General features: G+C 45.7%; 1 protein-coding gene. It reads right to left on the bottom strand.

What is annotated here, in order from left to right; all coding sequences use genetic code 11:
• A partial coding sequence (locus tag VIP81_RS06900; RefSeq protein ID WP_331957763.1) for an outer membrane beta-barrel protein occupies nt 1–2,097 on the bottom strand: 2,097 nt, incomplete at its 3' end.
• Nucleotides 2,098–2,346 lie beyond the last annotated feature (249 nt).

The raw sequence follows: 2,346 nt of genomic DNA, 5'->3' as shown, positions 1-2,346 counted from the left end.
CAGATTGAAAAAAGCGAACAGGTTTTTATTCCGGAAAGGATCTACGGCCATAAAGCTCAACTGCGCAAGATGTGTAAACTCCGGCTTCAGATAAGGGTTACCCTCCCGGATATTGAGTGGATCGCTGATGTCCGGAACGGGTTGCAGCTGCGACATATTAGGCTGATTGGTGATTGCCGTGTAGTTGATACTAAGGTTGCGGTAACGGGTAAAATCATATTTAAACCGCAGTGATGGCAATAAATTGTCAAATATTTTGCGGATAACGGAATCTTTGGTTCCGGCCATGACATTGCCTTCCAGGGCGGCCTGTTGCCAGTTGATCCCCGCAGCAAGACTGAATTTTTTCTGTTTGGTACGCAGCCGGAATCCGGCATTCGTATAGCCGTAGGTGTTTTCAAAATCATTGGTAAGGTCTGTGTTCAGGTGATCAAATTTGCCGGTCCCGGGATCATAGTCGTAGGTCGTTTTATCTGCCGTGCTGCGGGTACTGCTGCGACCCAGACTAAATTCGAGCAACGATCGTTTAAATAACGGTTCCGTATATACGGCGTGCAGGTTGTAACTCTTCATATCGCCTGTAGTCGTATTATGTTGGTAAATGGAGTCATAGGCCGGTTTGCGGTTATAAAAGTGATTCACAGAAAGCAGGCTGCCATTGCTTTCTGTATTGTTAAAACTGCTCTGCAGCCCGAGTGAGAACGTTCTGCCTTTCTGATTAAATTTTTTTCGGTACAGGATATCGTTGCTAATATTACTCCCTTTACCGGAAGACCGATTATTACTGAAGCCATCATTCGCGGGCTGTTGATCTTCACCGAGGGTTTTATAGATGCTTTGACTACTGCTACGGTTTTCCTGATAACCAATGGAGCTGGTGAATTTAAGCGATTGAGAAGAATCTATCTGAATATCTGCACTCAGATTAGCCCGATGTGTGTTGCTTACATTGTTGCTATTGCTATGTTGCTGATAGTAATAAGAAGAATCTGGCAGAAAATACTGGCGCTGTACATCGGTTTCCTGTTGCGGGTTGTAGTGGTTAAAGAAGTAGTTGCTGGTGAATTCGGTTTTTTTACCCAACAGGTTATTGTAGTTGATACCAACACCTGCTACCGTTTTAATACCATTGCCGGTGCCGCCATCCATGAAGGCGCCGCCTGCACCGTCTGCACTTACGGCGAAACTGCCATTACCACCTTGTTTCATTCGGTTTAATTCTCCGCTAAAGCTCATCAGGTCCATAAAGGAAAAGCCTTCTGCATTGGTGTTGTTGGCCATCCCAATGGCGGATAGCTGCCGGGCGCCCTTAAAGGAGTTGAGGTTGAATTTTCCATCATACCGGTCGTTAGTACCGCCGCCGGCCGTAGCTTTCCCAAACCAGCCTTTCTTTTTATCCTGTTTTAGTTTTAGGTTGATAGTTTTTTCACTGTTGCCATCGTCAAAGCCGGTTAACTGCGCGGCATCACTTAACTTATCATATACCTGCACTTTGTCGACGGCATCGGCAGGTAGATTTTTGGTGGCAATTTTTGGATCGGTGCCAAAGAATTCCTTTCCATCTACCAGGATGCGTTTTACTTCCTGCCCTTGCGCTTTTACCGTACCGTCTTTGTTGACCTGTATCCCCGGCAATTTTTTGAGCAGTTGCTCTACACTGGCATTGGGAACGGTTTTGAAAGAGCCGGCATTATACTGCACCGTATCGCCCACCAATGTTACAGGGGGAGATTCCGCATTCACCACTACTTCATCCAAAGTTCTGCTCAGGTCCTGTAATATCATCGCCGGCAGGTGAAGGTCTGGCTCTGCAGCCGTCAGGGTAATCGTTTTGCTTATAGGATGGTATTTCACATGGGTGATCAGCAGCCGGTACTCCCCGGGGGCGACGCCCGTCAGCTCAAAATTCCCTTTGTTGTTGGTCATGGTGAAGGTCACCAGCGAGGAATCCTTTTTTTTCAGCAACGTAATCGTCGCGGAGGCAACGGGTTGATGAGCCAGGGTATCCAGGAGCATTCCTTTGATGGAACCCGTTTTTTGTGCCTGTGCAGCAAAGGCAAAGCAGCAGGCGATGAGCAATAAGTAGTTTTTTTTCATAGTCAGCGTTTACTTCGTAAGCAATGACGAAAGTAGCTGGACGTTGGGCAAAAGGAGGTTAATAAGGGTTGCTTTAATGTTAAGGAAGGTTAAAGAAATTATCATGAGTTTTGGGTAAAAGCCATTCTTGATGGACAAATTATATTTTTTATATACTTTTAAGCTTTGCGCCGGCAGTTTAAGAATGCAAGCCGGTATTGTTGTTTCCATCATAATACCTATATCAGCATCCCTATGTTTATCATTTAC

Source organism: Chitinophaga sp. (assembly GCF_036566945.1).
Lineage (GTDB): Bacteria > Bacteroidota > Bacteroidia > Chitinophagales > Chitinophagaceae > Chitinophaga.
This window is presented reverse-complemented; position numbering and strand designations above follow the sequence as displayed.